Below are 26,096 nucleotides of genomic sequence, written 5' to 3' on the forward strand. Positions count from 1 at the left end.
AGGGTTTGATAATCCCTAAATTATCCATTGCCCATGCTTCAATGGATCCGAAAAAATTATTTTACAGTTCTAAAAACCGCCATGGCCCTAGGGGTGATTTTGTTGGCGGTTTTTTTGTTCGCGAGGGCTAATTTAGCACAGGCGCAAAGCACTTCCAGCGCTAATGGTTCTTTGCAGGAGGGAGTGCAGGTTATTAGCCAACCTTTGGGACTACCAACCACAGACATTAGGGTAATTATCGTAAATATAATAAAAACCGCCCTGGGGCTCTTGGGCATTATTTTATTGGTTATAAGTTTATACGGCGGATATTTATGGATGACGGCCGGCGGCAATGAAGAACAAATTGCCCAGGCAAAAAAGGTCTTGGTTAATGCCGTAATCGGTTTGGCCATTATTTTAAGCGCCTACGCCATAGTGGCGTTTGTAGCCCAGATGCTCGGCATCGGCCAAGGCGGCGGCGGGCAGGGCACGGGAATAAATTTAGGAGCGCCCGGGACGCAAAACTTTTCCGGCAGCGGGGCTTTGGGTGGTATTATCAAAGATCACTACCCGGCAAGAAATCAAACCGCCGTGCCCAGAAATACTAAAATCGTCGTCACTTTCCGCAAGCCGGTTTTGGCCAGCAGTTTTATAACAGATACCAATGGCGACGGTGTTTATGGAAACTGCCGGGATCCGTTTACCAGTTGGGCTGATTGCGACCATGCTAAATTGGACAACGACCATATAATGATAAAACAGGCAGGCACTAGCACGCCAATTTCCGCCGCGGTTGTAACTGCTGTTTCCACCACCATTAACGGTATTTCCGGTGTTTATACGATTGTCATCAAACCAATCACCGATCCAAATGCGTCTTCAGGCGGTTATCTTGGCAGTGATACAAATCAAATTAGTTATATCGTGCATCTGGGGTCGGGCATGCAGCTTGATGATCAACTCAATAATAATCCGTCGGCTTTCAGTGCGAGTTCAATCGGGAATAATTATTATGAATGGCAATTTACCTGCAGTACTGAATTGGATCTGACGCCGCCGCACGTGGTGGATGTGTTTCCGGCGCAGGGTGTGACTGAAGCCAGAAACAGCGTGGTGCAAATTGATTTTAGCAAGCCGATTGACCCCACCGGCATTGAGGGAAAATTTAATAACGGCACAGCCACTGACCCGGCATATTTCTTAGACGGCCAAAATATTTTCTTAAAAGCGGATAATAGCACGGTGCCGCCGGGCAGTTTTCATTTAGTCAACGGCTACCGCACGCTGGAATTTACGCCCAGTCAAGTTTGCGGCACCAATACCTGCGGCGGTAAAATTTATTGTTTGCCGGTTTGTGATAAAGCCGGGGCCAATTGTTCCCAGGACAATTATCAGTTTTTACTAAAAGCCGCGCGGGCCATTAGCAGCAGCACCTTTGAAGCTATACCACTTTCCGGAGTAATGGATTTATCCGGTAATGTTTTGGATGGCAATAATAACAGCAAGGTTGAATTCGCTCCGACCGCGATCCCGGTTTTTGACCACCAGCTAAAACCGGATAATTATTTTTGGGATTTTAATATCAATAATCAAATTGACGCAACTTCGCCATATCTGCGAAACGCAGTGCCCGGGTTGGATGCGGATAGCGTAAAAAGCGATCAGGAATGGAGTGTTACCTTTAACAAACGAATGCGGCTTGAGCCGTTATATGACGTGGTCATAGACGAAAAACCGACTCCGGCCGAGAGGCGCGACAATATTCCTCTTTGCAAGGTGCCGATAACCAAGTTTAATGCTGATAATTCAACCTATACCAATTTCAGCCACTGTCCGTTTTTGACCGGCGCCATGCAATATTATTTCCCGATAGTCACTTCCACAATTGAAGATGTTCATTTTAATTGTTTTTATCCCGGCAAAGGTCCGGGAGGCGGATCCGGCAGTGCCAATGTTCCGGATGCGGCGGTCAAGGCCGATCCGGTTACAAAACTTTCTCCCACTTGCGCCGGAAACGGTGATAATTGTTGTGATGTAATCACCGCGACCAACAAAAGCACCTGTTGCAACGGTTCCACGCAATATAGCAACACTCAAGCTTGCCGGGAAAATTTAGAAAATAGCAGTATTATAATTCCAACCCCTTAGCATGCCAGCCAAGTTTAAAAAAATATTTATAATTTTATCGGCAGTTGCGGTTATCGCCGGGGGTTTGTTTTGGTTTGCTCAAATTTCAAATGCCCAGCAAGGTCCTGATTTGGGACTGGCGCAGGTGAGTTCTACTATCGGTTTACCTACAACCGATATCAGAGTGATAGTGGCCAATATTATCAGAACGGCTCTGGGACTTTTGGGAATTGTGGCTTTGGTTTTAGTTCTTTATGGCGGTTATACCTGGATGACAGCCGGCGGCAACGAAGAAAAAATTGCTCAAGCCAAAAAGATTTTGGTTAATGCCGTTATCGGGCTGGCGATTATTTTATCTGCCTACGCGATTACCAGTTTTATAATCAGTTCACTGCTTGGTGCCACCACCGGAACTCCCGCGCATTGTTTTGATGGCATTCAAAATGAGGGTGAAACGGCGGTTGATTGTGGCGGCGGCGGTTGCGGGCCTTGCACGGCTCCGAATAATCCGTATTTTACTTCCGGCGCTTTCTATATTACCGCTTTGCCTGCCGGCGGACAGGTTTGTATCAGGAATGTTAATCCGGCCATTACCTTTAATATGGATGTGGACGCCGCATCATTGGCCGGAAGTGTAGTGCTGTTGGATAACAATAACAATGAACAGGCCGGAGTGTGGAGCGTGGTTGATGGTAACACGGCCAAATTTACACCGGTCGGGGCCTGCGGCGCGCCCGATAACGGCAATGATTGTTTGCTCGCTTCCACTAACTACACTTTGCATTTTAAAAATGGCGGTGCCATCAAATCCGCTGACGGGCGGGCTATAAATTGCCTGGCCGGAGCCAAATGCACTGATGTACAATTTACAACCGGCGACGGCATTGACCGCACGCCGCCGACAGTGAAAATAGAAAATATTGCCGACGATAAACTGGTAACCGGCCAGGTGGTGCCGGTTAAAATCAGTTATACGGACGATAATGGCGTACAAAAAATTGATTTGAAAGCGGATAATAACTATGTTGGCAGCGGCACAGTTTCCGGCTGTCAAAAAACCGGCAGTGTCACCATAAATTGGCCGACAGCCGGGTTATCAGATGGCGCGCACGGTCTTGATGCTAAGGGTTATGACTGGTCAATGCAAAGTGCTGTTGATCATTATGCCGCGATTTTAAAGCCGCCCCATTGTTTGAATAATATTTTAGACGGAAACGAAGATCAGGCCGGACCACTGGGCTGTTGCGCGCCGGAAAAAAATTGCGGTTGCGGCGGTTGCGGGGGTTCAAGTTGTACTCAAGATACTGATTGTGCCAGTGGTTATTGCAAAATACCACCAGGTCAAACTACGGGTGTTTGTGTTGACCGCATGCGGATTACCGGCGTATCGCCGGGATCCGGAGCGGTTGGCACTTATGTTTCCATTTCCGGAGAATATTTTGGCACTGCCAGGGGTCAGGTATATTTTACCGGTGCGAGCGGTTGGCTTGTAGCGCCTCTGGCCGATTGTGGGGCCGGTGCCTGGAAACCGTGGCAGGTTATTGCTACTGTTCCGCAAGGCGCCATAACCGGACCGATAAGATTGATTACCGCTGATCAGCAGTTTGTGGATGTTACTAATGATAATGTCGTTGGGCCGCTTATTCCTGATTTTGTGGTAAATAATTTGGTGCGTCCGGGAATTTGTTCTCTGGATAAAACCAATGGTTTGCCCAGCGACAGCATTACCATTTCCGGTAAAAATTTCGGCGCCGTGCAACTGGCGAACAGCGCCGTTTCCTTCGGACAACTGCAGGCCTTTATTAATGTCTGGGGAGATACCACTATTAAAACAAAAGTGCCAATGCTTTCTGCCGGTCCGGCGGCCGTCAAGGTTACTAAAGAAAACATAGACAGTAACAGTGTCGCCTTTTTTGTTGGCGAGGGAATAAACAGTACCACGCCGACTATTACTAGTATCAGTCCTGATCACGGCGCAAAGGGTGAATATCTGACCATAACCGGAAATAATTTTGGCGCAGAGCAGGGGAGGGTGTGGTTTAAAGTTAACAATAACGGCCAGCCGGCCAATGACCAAGACGCGATCAATGGTTCGTTTGATTTTCCGGCCGGTTGTAAAGATAATATCTGGAGCGACAGCAAAATTATTGTTAAATTTCCAGAGAGCGCCGGTCAGACCGGCCAAACATATTTTGTACAAGTGAGGCCGTCTGAAATTGATAAGGGCTGGAGCCCGATCGGTCCAACCTTTAAACTGGAAACAGGCAATCCGGCGCCGGGCATTTGCGGAATTTCGCCGGCTTCCGGTCCGGTACCTTTTGGCACCGGCGCAGATCCGATGAAAATTTATGGAGAATATTTTGGCGGAAGTCCGGATGTGTATTTTTGGAATACCAACGCGGATGCGTCTACTATAACTGGTCGCATAAAGGCAGCTAACCCAAATATTTCCGGTTCTGACTTGAATGTTTTTCCTCCCAACAACACTCAAACCGGTCCGGTGGTAGTTTTTAGAAGTTCTGACAGTAAGATGAGCAACTCGGCGCTATTTACAGTTTCAAATTGTGTGCAAAATGGAAACAGTTGTTCGCAAGCGGGTTACCATTGCTGCGCGGCCGGGCCCGAAGCGGGGATGTGCAAAACCGATTTATGTATTGATGAAAAGATATCCGCCGGTTATATCTGGCGGTTTGCCACTCAACCTATACCTAAGGTGCCTCATTTAGTTGAAAGATGCGATAGCCAGTCGGATGCCGGTAAAAATGTTCCTTCGCCTTCGCCCAGCGTCCAATGGGACACTAATGATAGTGGTGACCATCATAATGTCTGCCGCACCGCCTCCATTGTCTTGGATTTTAGCGTTGATAATATCAATCCGATTCCCAGAGGAGACATTCTGGTGAGTGAATGCGAGTCAAGCACGGTGAATGTGGCGAGCAGAACCTGCACCCAGCTAACGCCCCGCCCCAGCTTTTTGGGAAGCGGTGACTATGTTGTTGAACATAGTACGCAATCAACCAATGATCTGGAATTGGACTTGAGTCAGGATTATAACAATAACACCGGTAAATGGAAAGATAATACCTGGTATCAGGTGATTTTAAGCGCGGATATTTCTGCCGGTGCCGGCACTGCTCTGATGCATCTGGCCAAAGACGCGCCTTGTGATAGTGCGGGTATTACCAATACCGCTTATTGTTTCTTGTTTAAAACTGATGCTAAGGATTGCAAAATTAAAGCGGTAGCCATAACGCCTTACTCTTACTGGGCATCGGTCTTGGAAGCGCCGATTAAATACCGGTCCAGTCCTTCTGATGAGGGTGTGGATCTTGTTTATAGCGGCCATATTTTAAGCGATCAGCATTGTATTTGGATGAACCCGGGCGGATTGAATTGGGATTGGAACGTGGCCAACCCTGATCCAAACCAGAAAAAATATGCTGACGTTTTTGCTTTAAAAGAAGATACGGTCGTACACAAAACCGATGCTTTAATTTCGGCTTTGGCCAATACCGTGGGAGTGGGGTTGGCAAATAATTCCGTGGATGTTGAGGCCACGGTTTCAACCGGCACTGTCAGCCATACCGGTTCAAGCCCACTCAAAATAGATTTAAATACTCCGGAAGTGGTTGACTATTGGCCAAAATGCAATGAGGCCTGCGCTAATGCCGAGGTTGGCGCCAAATTTAATACCACCATGTCTGATTTAAATTTAGACAGCGGCGCCGTGCATTTGTATAAATGTTTGGATGAAAATTGCGCGCAGACCCAGCCGGTGGTCTTGCCGTCGGTTAGTTTTGAAAAAAATTCAAATCCGCCCTATACGCTTTTAGAAATAAATAATTACGGTTTGAACCATGTTGATCTTGAACCGAATACGATTTATGAAGTGGTTTTGTCAGCCAGCAGTTCTAATCCGAATTCACCGGATCAGCTGTGGTCGGCTTCCAGTTTGTTAACCGATAGAGATGCAGACGGCAACGTCATTGTTATTGGCCGTTCCGGCACCAGCAAACCATATAATAAACAATTTATTTGGAAATTCACAACCAAACAAACTTCGTGTGCCGTTGATCGTACCGAAGTTTTGCCCAGTGTCTTTACTGCCAGACAAAATAATGACCGGGCTGTGTTTAATGTTCAGCCATATTCAGCGCCTGATGCCTGCAGTGTCAAAGGCCAAAAATTGAATCCCTGGTCAGAGAATTGGGTTTGGAGTTCGTCTGATGTAAACGCGGCCACAGTGGCAACATTTAGCACTCAAGGGTATAGCCCGTATTGCACATCAGATTGCATCCGCAGAGGGAGCACACTTCCGGCGGGTAGCGATACGGTTCCGCTTTGCGGAAGCGGCGGCAACCCGCAAGCCGGCCAGGATTGCGTTTTTCCTGATAAAAATAATAATTGCAGTTTGAATTGCTTGTTTATAAACAAAACCAACACCGGCTCCGCCCAGTCGGCCGGCGCCACCAGCGTCAGTTCATCGGTTTGCGGAAACGGATTCTTGGGAACAGGGGAGGATTGCGACATCGGCATACCGGCCAACCCGCTTAGTCCGACTTCATCAATGTATTGTTCAAATAAATGCTTGCATTTGGGCGCCCCGCTTGCATCCAGCTGGTGCAATACTCATTTTACGGATTATGCCGGTTTGGGTTTTACAAAAACAGAATTTGAAGCTGCCTGCGCCAAGGCAATTAGCGTCTGCGGTGATAAGGTCTTAAGTCCGGACGAAGATCCGGGCTGTGACGGGTCAGGTGGTTGGGATCAAAATTTATGTAATCGTATTTGTTTGTTAAAATCAAACAACGCTCCGACTGACAATGCGCCGGCTAATAGTTGTTCCAACGGAGGTTGTAATTTGGATAATAAACATGCTGGTTCTTCGCTCCTATATTCCACGCCTTCAGTTTGCGGAGATAAGGCGGTGGGTATTGGTGAAGACGTTTCCTGTGAAAATAATAATTTTATAACCACCGATCACGTCGGTAAGACAGATCCGTGGGCCTTGGTTTTGGGCAAAGGGCTTTCAACCAATGTTGGCGGCACACCGCCGGCGCAAAGCTCCACCATTTCCGCAACGGCCAATGTTAGCGGCAAAAATATTGCGGGGCAGGGCCAATTTGTGATTCCCTGCGGATACAAGACGGATGCTGAATGTAAGAATGCTTTGGGGGATGACTATGGGCTCGGCGCCAATTCCTGCTGTTATAAAAAACCGGTCTTAACTAAAGTGTACCCCGGTACAACTTCCACTCCAATCGCGCAAAATGTTTGTCCGAACACAGTGATTGAAGCGCAGTTCAGCAATTCAATTGATGCTAAAAGTTTACCCGGGAATTTATTAATTGCCCGCGGTATCGGCGAAAATTTTTCCACGAATTTGAATATAGACAGCACGGTTGGGTTGAGCGGTTCAAGTCACGTTTTTGTCTCCGGCAATTATGCTTATGTGGCCAACAGTTTAAACGGCCTGAATGTAATCAACATTTCCGATTCCAAACATCCATTGCCAATTTGGACACCGCTTAATACTGCCAATTATGCCGATGTTTATGTAATAGGGAAGTATGCTTATATTGTTGATCAGGGCGCGAATTCTTTAAAAATATTTGATATATCCAGTTCCACGAATCCAACGGTAGTGGGTTCTGTTGATTTGGTAAACATAACCAATCCCAACCGGATTGTCGTTTCCGGAAAGTTTGCTTATGTGATTAGCGCTAATGGTGGAAACATAATCAATGTCGCCAATCCAGCCGGTCCTACTTTTTCAACCAAGTTATCAATCTCACCAAGACAAATCCAGCCGGCCGGAAACAATATTGCTTTGTTGGATAATAATAATTTTACGATAATGGATTTTTCCGACCCCGCCAATCCCAGGACAATCGGTTCAGTCCAAGTCAATGATGCTCAAGATTTTAAAGTTTCCGGAAATTATGCCTTTTTAGCCGGCACCGGCGGTCTGCAAATTTTGGATATTTCCAATCCGGCCAATCCGCACAGTGTGGCCGCTCTCACCGCAGGGTCCCTTAGTAGTATTAATGTTTATAATAGTTTGGTTTTTGCGACTGATGCTTCCGGAGCAATACACATCATAGATGTTTCCGATCCCGCCATTCCCAAGAATCTTGAGGTGTATACCGGATTGGTACACGCGGGTTATGTGTCGCAAAACATTGCGGTTAGCGGCAATTATGCCTATGCGGTCCATAGTAGCGGTTTGACCATAGTTGATGTTTCAAAATATACAAATAATTGCCCGGCCAATTCTGATGTCACGAATTTAATTGTTTTGAATAGTCCGAACGCCAATTTACCGTGGTATGAAAAGATTTGGACAAATATTGTGCAATTTGTAAAATCATTATTCGGATTTACAGCCACGGCCCAAAGCAATACCCCGACTAAATGGTGCGCCGGCCTTGATTTGGGCACGCCCGCCATGTTATCAAGCAGTACCATAATGGTGAAACTACAAGCGCCTTTGGCTTTAGACACCAGTTATGCCATCATTTTAAAGCATGGTCTCAAAGACACAAATGGCGTCAGTATTGATACCAGCACTAATTGGAGATTTGTAACCGCGCCTAAGATTTGTCAGGTCAGTGGTGTTAGTGTGACTCCAAATGCAGTGGCTTTTGGCAGTGTGGGGCAGACCAGCACCCTAGAGGCCAAGGCCCTGGCGGCGAGTGGCGGTGAAATACAAATTATACCCGGATATTATGCCTGGGAATATGTTTGGGGTCCCAGCAGTAATGCCTTTGTTACTTTGACAAACACCACCTCATCGCTCAATATGATTACTGCCCAAAATCGGAATGGTGAACTTGATGTTTGGGCTTCCGCTAATATAACTGACAATAAATACACCAGCCAGACCGGCCCGGCGGCAACCGGCAAGTCGCACGTGATTGTTTTCCTGTGTGAAAATCCCTGGCCGCCGAAGAATTTATATTATAATAATCAGGGGCCGTTTATGATTTTCCCTTATGAAGATAAATTGGGGAATAATGATAATTATAATTTAACGGCCGATAGTTTTGATAATACGGCTCTGCCGGCATCTCCGTTTGGCGGATACTTCAATTTTAGAACTTATTATTGCGCGGATAACGGCGCGCCCGGAACGGCCGATGATTTGCCTTATATGCGCGCGGCCGTACAGGTTTCACCGACGATTGTGAGCGACGCCACTGCTTTTAAACGTTTCATATTTACCAGCGCCAAAAACAATGACGCCATTGGTATTCAGGTCTTTCCCAATACCCAGCACTTAACGGTTGAACAGTGGTTCCAATATGGCAAGACCTATGGCGGTCAGGGATTTGTCACCGGCGGAAATATGCAGCCAACCACCATAGACGGTTATGACGCGCTTTCCGACGGCAATAATATTTACGTTGACGCGCTCAATTACGCTACGACATCGCCGGTTTCGGGGAATTTATATACCAATGTATATCTCTTTAGTATAAACGCCGATGCCCGGCCCGAAACCAGGAAGGTCTTTGAACAAATGATTAACAATTGGCATTTTAATATTAATCTAACTAATTACAGACGCTGTGGCGTGGATGTGGAGAGTCCCGGCGACACTTCTTGTCAGACCGACCTTGATTGTTCAGGTGGACAGATTTGTTCCGCGCAAATTGATAAATTAAAACGCAATTATCAAAGATTGCGGGATTTAAATGAAATTCAAAAAGCATTAGGGCAATAATTGTATGCGTAAAAAAGCAAGTTTGATTATAATGTTTCTGTTCATGGTGCCGCTTATAAAAGAAGGATCATTTTTAAGCGGACAGAGTTTGAGCGTTTGGCCGTCCTGGTCTGTTTTAGGCAACGCGGTTGGCGTAGCTTTACCGGTTGATCCGATTAATAAACTGGCGCCGGCCGGCACCTGCGCTTCTTCAACCAATCATTTCTGCGTAAAGAACACTGATTGCCCGGCTATGATCGGCACAACCACGCCGGAGAGTTGTATTTTGCACGATCCGGCCACTGGCTGGAGCACTGTTAATCGTCGGTTTAGCTTCGCTTGCTCCACTTCTTCTTATGCTTACAGATATATTGACATCTCCACCACCACCTACAAAATTTTAGCGCATTTTGAAGATCCTTTTGGTAACAGCAACGCGATTGCCAATTGGAATGATAATTTTGTATATAAATTTGTCAGCACCACTGAATCGCCAAATCATAGTTATATTGTAATAAGCCAGCAGTATGGCATATGCAATAATGATCAGGAGATATCAACCCTTCAGCAGGGTTCTTGCGGTGACAAGGTCTTGAATCCGAACGAGCAGTGCGACCCGCCGGGAAGCATGAGATATAGCGCTTGTTCGCCGGACGCGATTCATCCTAACCAAATCAGAGTTGATAAATGCGGCACGGACTGTAAGTGGTCAGTTGCGCCAACCTATATATTATGTTCGGCTTTAAGCAAATGCGGCAATGGCATTATAGAATCAGGAGAACAATGTGATGATGGCCGGTTAAACGGAACCTATAATCATTGCAATACAAGTTGTACGGGAAAAGTTGCCCCTTATAGTTCACATAACCCAAACGGATCCCCGGGTTATTGCGGTGATGGCGTTTCGCCAAACTATATAGTAAATCCAAAATATGAGGTCTGTGATAAGGGCGGAGTTGATTTTTGGGCGTTGCAAAGAGCGAATTCCTGCAGTTGGAACTGCCAAGGGTATGGGCCTTATTGCGGCGATGGTGTTAAAAACGGTTCGGAAGAATGCGACGGTAACCAGCCATGTACGGCAAGCGGAAAAAATGGAACGATAGTGTGCGATAACACCTGTCATATAGTTTATCCGACCCAACAACCGGCCGTGGCAAATGATTTTGCCTTGTGGACTTTTGATAACACAGACATGAATGGATCCACAATTATAGATAAAAGCGGAAACGGTCAGGATGCGATGGCTTATGGCACCTATTCAATTGTAAACGGCCATTCCGGACAGGCCATACAATTTGATGGACAAACAGCATTTGTTTCCAGCACCGTTATGAATTTTTATAAATATTTTTCAGCTGATTTTTGGATGAAGATCAACCAAACGGATAATAATTGGCGAATGATTATGGCTGAAAATAATTGGAACGCGGGTCTGGGTTGGATGATGTATACAAGTCAGGGTTCTGCTAGCGGCAAAGCCAATTTTACCTATATGCGGTCTGGATATTCCGGAGTTGCCGTTGCTGATGCGTTTGATGTTGGTGTTTGGCAGCATGTTAAGGTTGTAAACAACAATGGCTCCGCAAAGGTGTATGTTAATGATATTTTAAAAGGCAGCGGTGCGGTTAGTATAAGCAATGCCGGTAATAACCTGCTTGTGGGAGCCGGCCATAATAATGATGGAACCGGTGCTTCAGGTTATTTTAATGGAATAATAGACGAAGTTCATATAGCTAATAGTTCCACTACGCCACTGCTCCAATCATGCACTGTCGCGGTCAGTCAAGAGCCCACCAGTACTCCCGGGGCCTGTGGTGATGGACACGTAGATGCCAGTGAGGCCTGTGACAAGGGAGCGAATAATGGTAAGCCCTGTACGCCCGGATACGATAAGGCCTGTTCTTACTGTTCGGCCGATTGCCAGAATGTGATTGATGTCCAGCCCACTGCTTATTGCGGCAATGGCCTGATAGAAGGAACAGAAGTTTGCGACACTGATCCTGGTAATGGAGATATTTATGTTTCCAGCACGGTATTTTGTACGCCGACAAATGAAGGCGGTCATGGCGGCGGTTTGACCTGCAATTATCCTGATATTCTTAAATATACCTTTCAAAATCCGGTAACCGGACACGGTGGGCTCAAAGTTGTGAAGGATTGTGAAAGCGAAACTGCAAATGCGAACACCGTTAAAAAAGGTATTAAGGCCTGTGTTAATAATTGTAAAGCGGTGAAATTGACGACTGGAGAGGATCAATGCATAGCCTGCGGTTTAGATCCGGTAAATGGCGTTGAAGTGGGTGGTTATGTGCTTAATGCGATTGATCCACTTTCAGGAAATCCGCTGATGGGAGTCGGTGGGCATACTGGTAGCCAGACCAAACTGGAGCTTTATTTGGGAACAAAGAAAGATTTTTCCTTCTCTCCCATTACTGCTACTAAAGTTACCGGCTATTGCGCGGCCAATACGTTCTATAAAAATTATTCATTTTCAAGTTCCGTTCATCCTGACGCTTGTAATAACACCAGAGGGCTGTTAAATCCAAATCCGATTTGTTCCACCGGAAAAACCAGTTATAAGCTGATTGTTAATGATGGTACTACTCATGTTTTTCCATTTTCAGTTATATCTGATCCGCTTGAAAAACAACCTTGGAGAAATGACTTACTGTTATCGCCGATGATACCACAACCCAGTCATATCAGGGTGGTGGTCAGCTGGGTCGGCGACGGAGAATTTTATAGCGGATTTTTAGACCCAGCCCAAACCAGCGATCCGATTATTGAGGGGTCTAAGTTTGTGACCGGCGATTATGTTGACCAGACTGTGGTTTACAATTATTCCACAGGTAAGGATTATTATACCCAAACTGATTCGGATCATAAAAAATTAGGTATTTGGTATCATGGCTTTGGCGATACTCCTAATTTGTTAAAAGAGGAGTCGTTTACAGTTGATACTGCAAATATGGATTCCGGTAATTATGTTTTTTATGTCAGATCCGGAGGTCCGATTAAGCCATATCAGGTTTCGGCAAATTTGAAAGTGGAGGTTTATTTGCCGGAAGGTGATACTAATTATCGCCATTTCGGTTTGCCGGCGGCAACTTATTATTTAAGCGGCGCCTTGCCGTCTGATAGTCCGGCCGCGAGTTATTGGCAGGTCTTTAATATCGTTGATTCAAACGGCACCGTGACCTTAGCGGATAATATCCTGGACGTTAATTCAATTGTTTCTGCCCCAAGATACTTTATTTATTCAACTTCTTGTATTGGCCGGGCCGGAAGATTATGCCGGGCATCGGCCGGACCTTGCGACACTGCCGAATATTGTGTGGCCGGAAATGATGTTTGTCCGGAAGATTCTTTTAGATCGGCCACGGCTTATTGTTATGACAATCTGGCTAGCAAACCGTGTTACAGCGGGGCCACCTGCAGTGGTTATTCTGCAGATTGTCCGCAAAGCACATATAAAGCGGCTGGTTTAACATGCACGGGCTTTGTGGTTGACAGTGAATGTGAGAATCCAGCAACCTGCAATGGAACCTCTTATGAATGTACCGGTAGTTTAACCTTAAAACCAGACGGCACCTCATGCGGAAATGTGTGTAATAACAATGTTTGTCAGGGCGGATCCTGCAGAGCTGGCACCCCGACCAACTGTGCCAGCAGTAACCCCTGTAAAAATCCGGTTTGTGATCCTCTGATTGGTTGTACCTATAAACCAATAGGATCTCCTTGCAGTACTACTTCAGGTTCCGGTACTTGTCAGTTTCATTTGGGAGGTGGAGATCAGATTACATGTAAATATACCATCATCTACTAATATGAAAAAAATAATTATAATTATATTGGTTGTTTTGCTGGCGGGAGTTGGTATATTTGTATATTTGCGGATAAAAAGTAATAAAACCAGCCAGACCAATCCGCAGGATATTAAAAGAGCGGAATTTTTACAAAAACAAACCCAGTTTAACAATTCAATCCAGACCATCGTTCAAACCGATAGTGATGCCGACGGCTTGTCAAATACGGATGAGGCCAAATACAAGACGGACCCAAACAACGCGGACACAGACGGGGACGGTCTGACTGATAAAATTGAAATTTCGGTTTATCATACTGATCCGCTTAAAGCCGATACCGACGGAGATGGTTTTCCGGATGGTAAAGAAGTCAGATACCGCACCAATCCGCTTGATGTTAAAAGTCATCCAACTAAATAATTTAAATATACCTTTATGTTTGAAGACCAAAACCCACAAGCCAACCCGCCAAAAAATCTGCCGACCGAGCCGGTGGATATGTTTGCCGGTGTGGAAAAAAACACCGAGCCCGCGATTCCCGATGCCTTGTCGGCCGGGTTGCTTAAGAAAAAAGATTCAAGAATCCAAACTCCTCCGGATCTAAACACCTTAACGGCCCAAACCCAGACCTATAAGATCAGCGAACCGATCTTTGGCAAGGTTGCTTACGCTTTAATCATCGCGGCCATTGTGGTTGGTTTGGCCGGTGGGGGCTGGTTTGTTTATGCCAAATATTTTAGGGCGACAAACACTATTATTCAAACTCAGGTTCAAACCCAGACACCTTTACCAGAACCTCCACAAACTACAGAACCGACACCCTCCGCTCAAGTCAATGAAACTGCGGCTACCCCCAGCGTCACTGCCACCAGTAATATTTCCAATGATGTTCAAAATGATAATATACTTTTTGGAAATACAGTAGATAGCGATAAAGACGGATTAAGCGACGCGCGCGAAACACAAATCGGCACTGATCCGCAAAATCCCGATACTGACAGCGACGGGCTGTCAGACGGCGATGAGGTTTTGATTTGGCATACTGATCCGCTCAAAGCCGACACCGACGGCGATAGTTTTCCGGATGGCCAGGAGGTGCGGAGCGGTTATGATCCGCTCGGACCGGGAAAATTATTTAGTGTTCCAACCCCGACAACCTCACCGGTGTCAACAAGCTCAAAGTAAACGTTAATATATGTTTGCACAAAAAAAACAGGCGCCCGCCGAAACTGAAGAACAATTAGTACGGGTTCAAACCATCCCGAATGATTTTTATGGGGGAGTGAACCCGGTGGTTAAGTTTAAAAGAGTTGAAAAAGAGGTGGTGCTCCAACCAAAATTGTCTCCGACTGAAAAGGGCTTACTTGATAAAGCCACCGCGGTCGGCGGTTCCGAGGCCTTGCATCCGGTTAATTTGGTTTCTAACCGGAAGTACTTGCTGATCGGCGGAGCAGCGCTGTTTGTTTTGTTTATTGCCGGCGCCAGCTGGTATTATATTCGGCAAGCATATCCGAATAAACCGGTTACACCCGCACCCGTGCCCATAACAAATAATCCGGTGGAAACCGTTCCGGTGGTTGCGGAAACTTCAACCGAAACGAGCGTTGTTACCCCTGAACCCACCTCCACCGTTCCACAATTTTCAGCCGAAGCGCCGATTGAGTTTCCTTCAAAGCTTCTTGTTGAAAGCGTGGATACTGATCAAGACGGGTTAACCGATGTGGCCGAGGAGGTTTTTAGAACCGACCCAAATATACCGGATACTGATAATGACAGTTATAATGACGGCTTAGAGGTTTATAATTTATACAATCCAAACGGCATCGCGCCGGTACGGCTCATTGATTCCGGATACGTGAAGGATTTTGTCAACCCGACTTTTGGCTACGAGTTATATTATCCGGCCGATTGGGCCGCCGGTAATGTGGATGGCAGTTATAGGGACATGCTTTTTAGTACTTTGGGCGGAGAAAATATTGAGGTTAGAGTTTTTGACCATGATCCGGCCCTAAGTTTTGCTGACTGGTTCGGACAGTGGGCCCCTGACCAAAATTATGGCGATCTGACTACTTTTGGCGGTTATTTTAAAGATCAGGGCATGGCCAGAAGCGATCATCTGGTTTACTATTTTTATGATGCCAACCACGCGTATGTAATTGTCTATCACACCACCGATTCAATGACGGCTAATTATAAGTCAATCATTACAATGATAGCCAGAAGTATGAGATTACCCGCTACCGAGCCAACTCCAACCGAAGCTACTACCACTGAAGCTACTACCACCGCCCTATGATTTCTGTTTACATAAATCGGGAGATAAAAGCGTCGCCATCTGATCAGGAAATAAAAAAAATATTAAGTTTAATTGGAAAAAAGTTAAAATTCGCCGGCCAGATTGAGATAAATATTATTGGCGAAAGCGTGATTAAAAAATTAAATAAAAAATACCGCAAAAAAGATAAAGTGACGGATGTGCTGTCGTTTGCCTGGCAAGAAGATAAAATAATAAACAGTGATTTTATCGGCCAGATTTATATCTGCTATCCGCAAATACAAAGACAGGCGAAGGAATTTAAGGTGTCAGCCGGCGAAGAATTTATCAGAATTTTGACGCACGGGGTTTTGCACCTGTTGGGTTATGACCATGTGGAAGAAAATGGTGCCAAAAAAATGTTCAAAATCCAGGAAGACATAGTTAAAAAGTTTTTATGATTTCACTTAAGCGTTTTTTTAAAAGTTTTATTCATGCCCTGCGCGGACTGGCCTTTGTTTTTAATTCCGAACAAAATTTTCGCCTGCAGGTGTTGGTAGGGATACTGGTAATGATAGCCGCGTTTTATTTCCCGTTGCGCAACTTGGAAAGGATAGCGCTGATGATGCTGGTCTTACTGGTTTTGTTGGTAGAAATTTTAAATACCGCCTTTGAGTATTTCAGCGATTTATTAAAACCGCGCTTACATCATTATGTGCATATTGTAAAAGATTTGATGGCCGGAGCTGTTTTTTTGACATCACTGGTGGCGGCGATTGTGGGGGCCATTATCCTCCTGCCTCACTTCATAAATTTGTTCAAATGATGTATAATGTTTTTATATGAAACGCGGACATAATCATTTAATTAGCGGCCTTGATATCGGTTCGGACATGGTGAGAATGGCTGTGGGACAATTGGCTGAAAAAGAAAACGGAGCACCGGAACTGCAAATTTTAGGGGCCGCTGAATATGCCTCTGAAGGCGTGCACAAGGGTGTTATCAGCAGTATTGAAGATGTTGTATCTTCAATTTCCGGCTGTCTGGAAAGAGCAGAAAGAGTTGTGGGCGTGCCGGTTGACACGGCCTGGGTTGGAATTTCCGGATTGCATATTTTGCCGCAAAGCAGTAAAGGCGTGGTGGCTGTCTCAAAATCAAACAGTGAAATAGCCGGAGAAGACGTGGCCCGCGCGCTTGAGGCGGCCAGATCCATTGCCACACCGCTCAATTATGAGGTTTTGCACGTTTTGCCCTGTGCCTATACGGTTGACGGTCAGACCGGCATCAAAGACCCGATTGGCATGACCGGCGTTCGTCTTGAGGTTGATGCCCATATTATTTTAGGTGCATCTTCGCAGATCAAAAATCTAACCAAAGCCGTATATCGCGCCGGCATTGATATTGAGGATATGGTGCTTTCCATTTTGGCCACAGCCGAAGCCGTTGTCACCAAAAGACAGAAAGAATTGGGGGTGGCAGTCATAAATCTGGGCGGTTCAACCACCAGTTTGGCGGTTTTTGAAGAAGGCGAGCTGCTTCACACTGCGGTTTTGCCGGTTGGGTCAGAACATATTACCAATGATGTGGCTATTGGCCTGCGCACTTCGGTTGATATGGCCGAGAGGGTAAAACTTGAGTTTGGCGATTGTGTGCCTAATTTAACTGTCAAAAATGATGAAATTGATTTGTTTGACGTGGGGTCGTCTGATCATGAATTAATTAAAAAGAAATATTTAAGTGAAATAATTTCGGCCCGGGTTGAAGAAATTTTACAAAAAGTTGATGAGGAATTGCGGCGCATCGGGCGCAGCGGCCTGCTCCCGGCCGGAGTGGTGTTTACCGGCGGCGGCGCCAAACTTCCCGGTCTCACTGAAATGGCAAAAAAGGTTCTGCGTTTACCGGCCACTTTGGGCTATCCGATAAACATGACCAGCGTTACTGACAAAATCAATGATTTGGGTTTTGCCACTGCCATTGGTTTGGTTAAATGGGGTACTAATATGATGGGAGCCGGCGCGAGCAGGCCTGATGGTGCGCTCATGCGCAACTTAAAAGGCCTTGGTAATGCCGGCGGCAACTTCAAAAAATGGATAAAAGCACTTATCCCATGAGGGTGTTTTTGTTTGCTTGACAGCGCCAAAGTTAACCTATAAACTATATAGCGGAGAAAAGCTCCGTTATTTATTTAGAAGAGGGTGAACACAAATTGTGTTCAAGAATTTTTTTAAACTATTTATATGCCTCAAGTAAAACCGGACATTGAAACATTTGCCAAAATAAAAGTTGTTGGTGTCGGCGGCTCCGGCGGATCAGCCGTCAATAGAATGGTTGCCAGCAGAATTAGAGGGGTAGATTTTATAGTCATGAACACAGATGTTCAGGCCTTGCATCATAACAGCGCTCCGCAAAAATTACATATCGGTAAAAGTGTCACCAGAGGATTGGGAGCGGGAATGGATCCGGATATAGGCAGAAAAGCGGCCGAAGAGTCGCAAAATGAAATCAGAGAAACACTAAAAGACGCGGACATGGTTTTTATCACTTGCGGCTTGGGCGGAGGCACAGGCACCGGCGGCGCGCCGGTAGTGGCCGCGGTTGCCAAAGATGTTGGCGCGTTAACAGTGGCGGTTGTAACCAAACCGTTTGGTTTTGAAGGGCCAAAACGATCTGACATTGCCGACAGGGGTTGGGAACAGCTGGCCAAAAATGTTGATGCGATTATCACCATACCCAATGACAGGATTCTTCAGGTCATTGATAAGAAAACCACATTGCTTGATGCTTTTAGAATTGCCGATGAAATCTTAAAACAAGGCGTGCAAGGTATTGCTGAACTCATTACCATTCCTGGGCTCATTAATGTTGATTTTGCCGATGTCAAAACAATCATGAAGGATACTGGTTCGGCTTTGATGGGCATAGGCACAGGGAGCGGCGATAACAAAGCGACGGAAGCGGCCAAGTCGGCTATTTCCAGTCCGCTTTTGGAATTGTCCATTGACGGCGCCAGAGGTATACTGTTTACCATTACCGGCGGTCCGGATATGACTATGACCGAGGTTAGCGAGGCAGCCAAAATTATCACCAGCTCGGCTTCGCCGGACGCCAAGGTTATTTTTGGCGCCACTATAGATGATAGTTTAACCGGCAATATGCGTATCTGCGTGGTGGCGACCGGCTTTGATGACCGTCGGCCAAATATGCCGGCAGTTGAAGACGAATCGCAATCTTTTTTTGGCGCCGGCAAATTCACCCCCAGCAATTTTATGCGCAAGATGCAGAAGGATGAAGAAGAGGAAGAAAAGAAATTTAAACAAATTATCCAAAAGAACGCGCCGGTCGCGCCGGTTAATAATAAAAGAGCGCCCGAACCATTTTCTGCTTCTTCGGCTTCAGCGCCGAAAAGCGAAGATGAAGAATTGGAAATTCCGGCCTTTATAAGAAAGAAAATGGGAATATAAAAACTCGGCTTAGCATTGCTTGTATGCGTTGTCCGGTTTGTAATAATAATAGTTTAAGCGTGATAGACACGCGGTCATCGGAAGACCATTTATCCATCAGACGCCGCCGCGAATGCGACAAGTGTCATTTTCGTTTTTCCACCATTGAAGAAATGGAATTATTGGATATTATTGTGATAAAAAGCGACGGTCACCGGGAAAGCTATATGAGGGACAAACTGGAAAGCGGTATTAAAATGTCTTTGACCAAAAGGCCGTATACCCGTGATAGTTTCCACAGGTTAGTGAATTCCGTAGAGCGTGATATCCAAAAGATAAAAGGCAAAGAAATTTCCAGCTCTGAAATAGGGGAGATCGTGATGAAACATTTGCGCGGTTTTGATAAAGTGGCCTATATTCGGTTCGCGAGCGTGTATCGTGATTTTAAGGATGTGCGCACATTTGCCAAGGAGCTTAAAAATTTATCTAAAAAATAAATATGTTTAAACATGACAAAATTCCGGAACAAAGTTCCGAGGCGGAGAAAAAAACAGACGGAAAAGACGAAGCGAAAATTGAAGTAGCACAACCCAAAAAAGAAGAAAGTTTGGAGGATTTAGTTCGGAAGAATTTGAAGTGGTCGCAGATTATTTATGAACAGAACCGGAAGATAAATAACAAATTGCTGTGGTCGGCCGTTGTCAGCTGGCTGTATTTTATTTTAATAGTCGCTCCGCTTATTTTGGGCATTATATTTTTGCCGCCGTTAATTAAGAATGTCTGGTCGCAGTATGGCGATTTGTTGGGAGGTATAACCGGCACGACCCAAAATTCCGGCTCCAGTCAAAGCACCATAGACAGCTTTATTAAAATGTTGAATCTGGATCCGGCCAAACAGGCGCAGGTAAAGGCCCTGATTAATAAATAGTTTGCGGAAATTATAATATATGTTTAAAAAAACCAAAATTTGCTGCACCATCGGTCCGGCTTGCGCGGATGTGAAAACCTTAGCCGACATGGTCAAAGCGGGCATGAATATCGCCCGTTTGAATTTTTCTCACGGTGATTATAAAAGCCATGAGAAATTAATAAAAAATATCAGGAAGGTGGAAGAAAAAACCGGCGAGCCGGTTGCAATTATGCAGGATTTGCAGGGACCGAAAATCAGAATTGGCGCTATGCCGGAAAAGGGCGTGATGATTAAAGAAGGCGAACAAATAATATTGGACACTTCCATACAGGAATTTAAGAAGAATTTCCCCATTGATTATCCCGATTTGCATAAATATATTAAAAAAGGGGATAGGGTTTTGATTGATGACGGACATATTGAGTTAAAAGTTTTGGAAGTTAGCGGAACAAAAATAAAGGGCCAGGTGGTTGAAGGCGGTTTAATCACCTCGCATAAAGGCATTAATTTGCCTGACAGTAAATTAACCATTCCGGCTCTGGGCGATAAAGATAAGCAAGATTTAAAATTCGGAGTGGAAATGGGGGTTGATTTAATTGCTTTGTCTTTTGTGCAGACCGCCAAAGATATTTTGGATTTGCGCTTTTTGATAAAACAACACGAAGATAAATTAAAATTAAAAAATCAACCGCCGATAAAAATAATTGCCAAAATTGAAAGGCACGAGGCGGTTGATCATCTGGAAGAGATTTTAGACGTCGCCGACGGGGTGATGGTGGCGCGCGGAGATTTGGGTTTGGAGATGCCGGCCGAAGAAGTGCCGCTGGTGCAGAAAAAAATTATTGATGAAGCCAGAAAATTGGCCAAGCCGGTGATTGTGGCCACACAGATGCTTGATTCCATGCGCGAAAACCGCCGGCCAACGCGCGCCGAGGTTAGCGACGTGGCCAATGCGGTGATTGATCATGCTGACACTCTGATGCTTTCTAATGAAACCGCTACCGGCAGATATCCGGTCTTGGTGGTCCGGACAATGGCCGAAATTATTATCGCTACAGAACAATCCGTTTATGATGATATGGCTTTGCCGGCTATTCATAAAAGCGGGACGACTGTAGACACGGCCGTAAGCGAACTTTCGCGCATTTTGGCCGAAGAAGTAAAGGCAAAATTAATTTTAGCGGCTTCTTTGTCGGGTGAAACAGGGCGGCTTATAAGTCATGTCCGTCCCGGTTTGCCAATTCTGGTGGCTACCGGCACAGATCGGGTGCGCAGACAACTGAATCTTTCCTGGGGCGTCAAACCGTTTATTTTGATTCCCTGCTCCAGCATTGAAGAATTAATTGAACGTTCAATTTCCTATATTAAGAAAAATAAGCTGGCCAAAAATGGTGAGCGGATAATTGTGGTGGCCGGGGAGCCGGTGGGACAGGCCGGAAATGTGAATTTGGTTGAGGTGAGGGAGATTAAATAAGTGTCGGATACAACGGAAACTTTTTCGTTAGTTCAATCACTTGCTGTTTAATCGCAGCAAGTTTTGTTTCATCCTGCCAGTTCATAATCGCGTCATCAATCCAGCCGGCCACCATTTTCATCTCTTCTTCTTTCATTCCGCGGGTAGTCAGGGCCGGAGTACCCAAACGGATACCGGAAGGGTCCATTGGTGAGCGGGGATCATCCGGGATCATGTTTTTGTTTACCGTTATGCCGGCCTTGTCCAAGGCAATTTGTGCCTGCTTGCCCGACAAACCCTTTGGTGTGACATCCATTAAAATTAAATGGTTATCAGTTCCGCCAAAGCACAGTTTGTATCCGCGCGCATTGAATTCCGCTTCTAAAACTTTGGTATTCTTTTTAATTTGTTTTGCGTATTCTTTAAACTCCGGCTGGAGAGCTTCTTTAAACGCCACGGCCTTGGCTGCGATGTTATTTTCATGCGGACCGCCCTGAAAACCGGGAAATACTGCCTTATCAATTTCCTTGGCAAATTTTTCTTTGCACATAATCATGCCGCCGCGCGGGCCGCGCAAAGTTTTATGCGTGGTGGTTGTCACCACATCAAAAATCGGCACCGGGTTATCCATTTCACCGGCCGCGATCAGCCCGGCGATATGGGCGATGTCAGCCATGGTCATGGCGCCAACTTCATCGGCGATATCTTTTATTTTTTGATATTCAATTTCGCGCGAATAGGCCGAGTAGCCGACTAAAATTAATTTGGGTTTATGCTCCAAAGCCATCTGGCGCAGATTGTCCAAATCAATTTTTCCCGAGGCATCTGTCTTATAGCGTACAAAGTTAAAAACCTGGGCCATGTAGGTGACCGGGTGGCCATGGGTCAAATGCCCGCCATGGGAGAGATCCATACCCAGGACTGTGTCCCCGGGCTTCAGTAACGCGAAATAAACGGCTATATTAGCGGGCGCGCCGGATAAGGGCTGTACATTGACGTGCTCGGCCCCAAAGAGCTGTTTGGCGCGATCTATGGCCAATTGTTCAACTTCATCAATAAATTCACAGCCGCCATAATAACGCTTCCCTACATACCCTTCGGAATACTTATTGGTCAAAATTGAGCCCAGCGCTTCCAAGACCGCGGGGGAGACAAAGTTTTCTGAAGGGATCATCTCCAGTCCTTCTTCCTGTCTTTTCTGCTCTCGTTTTATACTGGCTAAAATATCTGGATCAAAGTCCTTTAAATTATGCGTGTACATATTATATGGATTTAAGATAAAATTTGTTTTAATAAATTATTTACTTCCGCAAATGTGCCGTCGTTTAAAATAATTAGATCATAGATTTCTTTATAGGCAGGCAAGTGCTCGTCTACCTTAGTATTTAAGAATCCAATTTTTATTAAATTTTTATAATCAAAGCCCTCCACCATGCCGACGTCGTTTTGACTGTCGCCGATTAAGATAACATTTTTTCTGTTTTTAATCGTTTGAAAAACCGGAAAATTTTGGATAGCGGTTTCATCTTTGTTCATGCCGTGAATAATCGGCTCTTGCACGCCAACGGCCTTGCCCTGTTCGTCCCAAATAAATTCATTGCCGATTATATGGATGTTGTTGTATAAATGTTTTTCTTGTTCTAAGTATGTTTTTATTGCATCGCCACCCAAACCACTTGAAGACATGATAACAATCGGCACCTGTGCTTCGTGGAGTGTTTGTACAAATTCTAAAACTCCGGCTCTGAATTTTAATTTACCCGATTTGACCACCTGTTCAACATGGTCTTTAGTTAGGCCATAATCGAATAAAAGTTTGAAAACTTTCCGCCACCACTGCGCCATGGCCGCCTTCTTTTCTGCCTTGGGAATTTTTGGGTCAATTTCAATTGGGTAATAATGACTATATAACTCTTGTGCCTTGGCGGAATAATCCGGAGCTAAATATCCCTCATCAAATAAAATAGCTATCATGGCGGGGAGTAATTTACCATTCACAAAGGCATGCGTCAGTGTCCGATCAAAATCCGTCAGAATATGTAAATTTTCCGGCCCATCGGTTTTAATTTTGGTTATAGTTTTTTCCAGTTTTTCTTTATCCGGGATTTCAATTTCCATCATATGTTCTTTAAATGTTTTTCACCATGTATGTGTTATCCAGTTTATAACCCAGCTTTTTGTAATATCCGCGCACACCAACCCCGGAAATAACAGTCAGTTTTTTAACCCCACCCTTCTTTGCTAATTGTTCGGCTATCTTAACTAACTTTACACCCAAACCCTTGTGTTGGCTAGCGCCTTTTTCGGTCTTGCCGATCTCAACTAAATGACCGTAGGTGTGCAGTTCGCGGATAAAAGCCGGATAAATTACGTTTTTGCAAATGCGCAACCGGCAAAACGCAAAAACCACGCTTCGCTTGGCGTCTTCAAAACTGATAAAATATTCTGTGCCGCCGCTGGATTTATATTTATCAATAAATAATTTCGGCGCGGCTATAGTTTTTAATTGGTGGCCGACTTCCCGGCAGCGCAAACATTTACACTTTAAACCTTCTTTAGTCATCTCGGCTTGAATAACCTGGCGCAGGTTGGTTAATTTATTGCCGGCCTGGATGTGGTGGCTGGGAATATCTCTGATTAGACGGGAAATACGCGCATACCTTGGCACTTGGGTCTTAAATTTTTTTAAAATATTTATCAATTGGCGATCAGAATATGGTTTATACTTTCCGGCTTTCAGCCACTTATATAATTGTGTATTTTTTATCACCGTGCAGGGATAAATTTTAATCATGTCCGGACGAAAAGCAGAATCGGCAAAAATTTCCAGCATCATTTTTAAATCCTTAGCCGGAGTGGAGCCGGGTAGTTGAGGCATCAAGTGATAGTCAACCTTAAATCCGGAATTTTTTAATAACCTCGTGGCGTTAATGACACTTTTGACATCATGTCCTCTTTGGATTTTTTTTAGCGTTTTTTCATCAGTGGTTTGCACACCCATTTCAACGCGCGTGCATCCCAACTCGCGCATTATTTTTATATTTTTCTCATTTATATAGTCCGGCCGGGTTTCTAGGGTCAGACCGATTATGCGATGTCTCGCAGATTCGTTTTTGATTTGTGCTTTTTGCAAATCGTTAGTTTTTGATTCGTTGCACGCTTCAAAGCATCTCAAGATAAACCAATACTGATAACTAGTCGGATAAGCGTTCCACGTACCGCCTTTAACAATCAGTTCAATCTTGTCAGTCGGATGGCCATTATCTTCCAAGGCCTTGATGCGCAGGCGAACCTGTTCGTAAGGATCAAATTTTAAACCGAGAGCTCTATTTGCAGCGGGTTCGTCTGATAAGTAACTCTTAGGCATACCATTTTCAGTCGGACAGTAAATACATTTTCCCGGGCAGGAGAATGGCTTAGTTAAAACCGTGATTATGGTCACTCCGGACAAGGTTCGCACCGCCCTTTTGGTCAAAAGCTGTTCCAAATTAAGGTCTTTTTTAATCTTGTGTTTAAGCACTAATTTATGGTATGCTTTAAGCAGTTCCGAAGTTGTTGGTATGTTTTTTACAGTTGTTTGGGAGCGCAAAATCAGGCGCTTTAAGGTGTTAAGCGCTTCCAGATCCTTCGGCTTTTTCCGAATGGATTCAACCACCATTTTTTCGTTTAGATTCAGCTTTTTTTCCATGTTTTCGGTCAGATCTAATTATGCGGGATATTATACAGAAAACTCGTGAAGATTACAATAAAATAGCCAAATATTTTTCCGATACCAGGTATGATTCCTGGTTTGAGCTTGAACAATTCAAAAAGCTCGTGAAAGACGGTCAAAATATTTTGGATTGGGGATGCGGCAATGGCCGGCTTATTTTTTTATTACAAAGCAAAAACATCAAATATTTTGGTATAGATCAGAGCGAAAATCTGATCAAAATCGCGAAAACAAAATTCAGCCGGGAAGTTAAAAAGGGCAGAGCGAAATTTTTTTGTACGGCAAAAAAACGGAAGAGTTTTCCGCCCGGTTTTTTTGATCTGGTGTTTATGGTCGCTTCTTTTCACCATTTGCCCGACAAAACTAGCCGTTTACAGCTCTTGACGCAGGCCTATAAAGAAATGAGAAAAGGTGGTAAGATAATCATAACAGTTTGGAATCTTGGCAGTGACTGGGCCAAACAAAAGTTTAAAAAGGACTGGCAAAAAATCGGGGAAAATGATTTTCTGATTCCCTGGAAAAATTCGCAGGGTGAACTGCAGTGCCAAAGATACTATCATCATTTTTCCAAAGAAGAATTAAGGGGGCTTTTAAAAGAAGCGGGTTTTAAAGTAAAAAAATTGGATTATTATAATAAAGATAACTGGACTGATGAAAAAATAGGCAGGGACTTAATTGCCATTGCGGAAAAAACTAAAATTTAGATT

Annotated in this window: 17 protein-coding genes; 14 read left to right on the plus strand and 3 right to left on the minus strand. The window is 44.9% G+C overall.

All coding sequences use genetic code 11. The features are described 5' to 3' along the window. Positions 1-33: 33 nt before the first annotated feature. The 13 genes from WC526_01700 (at position 34) to pyk (ending at position 21,698) form a co-directional block, all read left to right on the plus strand. Positions 34-2,130: a pilin gene (locus WC526_01700; GenBank protein ID MFA5061838.1), complete on the plus strand. Its 2,097-nt coding sequence runs from the start codon at positions 34-36 to the stop codon at positions 2,128-2,130. 1 nt (position 2,131) lies between these two features. Next, positions 2,132-9,835, plus strand: a complete 7,704-nt coding sequence (locus WC526_01705; protein ID MFA5061839.1) for an Ig-like domain-containing protein — start codon at positions 2,132-2,134, stop codon at positions 9,833-9,835. A 4-nt stretch (positions 9,836-9,839) separates the two neighbouring features. Next, positions 9,840-13,640 (plus strand): LamG-like jellyroll fold domain-containing protein, encoded by a 3,801-nt coding sequence (locus tag WC526_01710; GenBank protein MFA5061840.1) that lies wholly within the window; start codon positions 9,840-9,842, stop codon positions 13,638-13,640. Between the two features lies 1 nt (position 13,641). Continuing rightward, the gene (locus WC526_01715) at positions 13,642-14,040 is read left to right on the plus strand and encodes a hypothetical protein (GenBank protein ID MFA5061841.1); all 399 of its coding nucleotides are present in this window, start codon (positions 13,642-13,644) and stop codon (positions 14,038-14,040) included. 15 nt (positions 14,041-14,055) lie between these two features. After that, positions 14,056-14,805, plus strand: a complete 750-nt coding sequence (locus WC526_01720) for a hypothetical protein (protein MFA5061842.1) — start codon at positions 14,056-14,058, stop codon at positions 14,803-14,805. Between the two features lie 10 nt (positions 14,806-14,815). Further along, positions 14,816-15,916, plus strand: a complete 1,101-nt coding sequence (locus tag WC526_01725) for a hypothetical protein (protein ID MFA5061843.1) — start codon at positions 14,816-14,818, stop codon at positions 15,914-15,916. Then, positions 15,913-16,335 (plus strand): rRNA maturation RNase YbeY, encoded by a 423-nt coding sequence (ybeY, locus tag WC526_01730; protein ID MFA5061844.1) that lies wholly within the window; start codon positions 15,913-15,915, stop codon positions 16,333-16,335. The genes WC526_01725 and ybeY overlap by 4 nt, the downstream gene beginning before the upstream one ends. After that, entirely contained in the window at positions 16,332-16,700 is a 369-nt protein-coding gene (locus WC526_01735; protein ID MFA5061845.1) for a diacylglycerol kinase family protein, read from the plus strand. The genes ybeY and WC526_01735 overlap by 4 nt, the downstream gene beginning before the upstream one ends. 16 nt (positions 16,701-16,716) lie before the next feature. Then, positions 16,717-17,985, plus strand: a complete 1,269-nt coding sequence (ftsA, locus tag WC526_01740; protein ID MFA5061846.1) for a cell division protein FtsA — start codon at positions 16,717-16,719, stop codon at positions 17,983-17,985. 126 nt (positions 17,986-18,111) lie between these two features. Continuing rightward, complete coding sequence (ftsZ, locus tag WC526_01745; protein ID MFA5061847.1) at positions 18,112-19,335, plus strand: cell division protein FtsZ; 1,224 nt, start codon at positions 18,112-18,114, stop codon at positions 19,333-19,335. Positions 19,336-19,358: 23 nt separating this feature from the next. After that, a complete protein-coding gene (nrdR, locus tag WC526_01750; protein ID MFA5061848.1) occupies positions 19,359-19,811 on the plus strand; it encodes a transcriptional regulator NrdR in 453 nt (150 codons plus the stop codon). A 2-nt stretch (positions 19,812-19,813) separates the two neighbouring features. Next, positions 19,814-20,242, plus strand: a complete 429-nt coding sequence (locus tag WC526_01755) for a hypothetical protein (GenBank protein ID MFA5061849.1) — start codon at positions 19,814-19,816, stop codon at positions 20,240-20,242. Between the two features lie 19 nt (positions 20,243-20,261). Next, a complete protein-coding gene (gene pyk / locus WC526_01760) occupies positions 20,262-21,698 on the plus strand; it encodes a pyruvate kinase (GenBank protein MFA5061850.1) in 1,437 nt (478 codons plus the stop codon). On the opposite strand, the gene glyA is transcribed toward pyk, so the two are convergent. From glyA to WC526_01775, 3 genes are read right to left on the minus strand one after another with little or no spacing between them, the layout of a single operon-like run. After that, positions 21,691-22,938: a serine hydroxymethyltransferase gene (gene glyA, locus WC526_01765; GenBank protein MFA5061851.1), complete on the minus strand. Its 1,248-nt coding sequence runs from the start codon at positions 22,936-22,938 to the stop codon at positions 21,691-21,693. The two genes, pyk and glyA, sit on opposite strands and share 8 nt — an antisense overlap. A gap of 11 nt (positions 22,939-22,949) precedes the next feature. Then, entirely contained in the window at positions 22,950-23,798 is an 849-nt protein-coding gene (locus tag WC526_01770) for a haloacid dehalogenase-like hydrolase (protein ID MFA5061852.1), read from the minus strand. Positions 23,799-23,805: 7 nt separating this feature from the next. Beyond that, the gene (locus tag WC526_01775) at positions 23,806-25,365 is read right to left on the minus strand and encodes a tRNA uridine(34) 5-carboxymethylaminomethyl modification radical SAM/GNAT enzyme Elp3 (GenBank protein ID MFA5061853.1); all 1,560 of its coding nucleotides are present in this window, start codon (positions 25,363-25,365) and stop codon (positions 23,806-23,808) included. A gap of 20 nt (positions 25,366-25,385) precedes the next feature. On the opposite strand from WC526_01775, the gene WC526_01780 reads away from it, so the two are divergent. After that, on the plus strand, positions 25,386-26,093 hold the full coding sequence (locus WC526_01780) for a class I SAM-dependent methyltransferase (GenBank protein ID MFA5061854.1): 708 nt from the start codon (positions 25,386-25,388) through the stop codon (positions 26,091-26,093). Positions 26,094-26,096: the final 3 nt, after the last annotated feature.

Source organism: Patescibacteria group bacterium, assembly GCA_041649475.1.
In the GTDB taxonomy this organism is placed as follows: Bacteria; Patescibacteriota; Patescibacteriia; order Magasanikbacterales; family GWA2-37-8; genus JBAZNA01.